The sequence below is a fragment of the Lentimicrobium sp. S6 genome (assembly GCF_013166635.1).
Lineage (GTDB): Bacteria > Bacteroidota > Bacteroidia > Bacteroidales > UBA12170 > UBA12170.
This window is the reverse complement of the sequence record NZ_JABKBZ010000213.1, coordinates 1-1,166: the sequence shown is the minus strand read 5'-3', so window position 1 is coordinate 1,166 and position 1,166 is coordinate 1. Positions and strand designations below refer to the sequence as shown.

General features: G+C 44.2%; 1 protein-coding gene. It reads left to right on the top strand.

Going from position 1 to position 1,166, the window contains the following annotated elements; translation table 11 throughout:
* Nucleotides 1–1,166, top strand: a 1,166-nt coding sequence (locus HNS40_RS22395; protein ID WP_172284935.1) for a PKD domain-containing protein, incomplete at both ends; no start/stop codon positions are given.

Genomic DNA, 1,166 nt, shown 5'->3' with positions numbered 1-1,166 from the left:
TTTTGGGGATGGTAATTTTAGCACTGAGCAGCATCCTTATCACATCTATGCTGAAACTGGAGATATCACCTATGAAGTCACTTTGATCATTACCACCACCGATGGTTGTAGCGATAGTTTGGTGGAGGCCATTGAGGTTACTGGTGCTCCTGTTGCGGACTTTAGCTTTAGCCCTGCTGGTGATGGCAGTCCTTGTGTGAACCATTCTTTCAACTTTGTGGACGAGAGTAGCACAGAAAGTGGATTGGTACAGGGCTGGCAGTGGGACTTTGGAGATGGCGAATTTAGTAACTTCCAAAATCCAATACATGCCTTTGCAGCAGCTGGCGTTTATCAGGTGAGCTTAAGCGTGAACAACTCGGCGGGTTGTAACTCAGTCGTTACTCAAGAAGTGGTGGTCTTCGACCTTCCTCAAATAGGATTTAGTTTTGATACGGTTTGTGTGGGCGATAGCACTCACTTTATGGATAGCGAAATAGTAAATGTTGGCGCTACTGCCCTTTGGGATTATAACTATGGCGACGGCAATATGGATGCCATCAGCGATCCAAATCACTTGTATATCAGCCCAGGAAATTACACTGTAGTCCTTCAGATTACAGATACCAATGGTTGTCAGAATCAGGTGCAGAATATGGTTCCTGTTTATGGCGCTCCGGTTGTAGAATTTACTTTTGATACCGCTTGTTTAGGACTCCCTACTCAATATACCGACCTTTCTAGTCCAAATGCCTATGATTTAGTGAGCTGGGATTGGACCTTTGGTGACAGCGAATCTGCTGCTGTTCAGAACCCATCTCATATCTTTGAAAACAGTGGAACTTTCACTTCTCAACTGGTGGTAGTTGATGCTTGGGGATGTAGAGACAGCATTCAGCATACGGTGAATGTTTATGACAATCCGGTGGCACATTTTAGCTATAGCGATACTTCTTGTAGTAGTGGTTTGGTTTATTTTGTAGACTCCTCCTATCATATCGAAAACATTGGAATCAGTGATGTATTATGGAGCATCGATGGCTTTGTGACTGCCGAGCAAGATCCTCAATATATCTTCCCTGCGGTAGACTTAAACTATCCGGTTTCTCTCATCGCTACCGATGAAAGAGGCTGTGTGGATACCACGGAAACAGAAATCTTTATTCCTTCGGAATTAACGGTCAGCT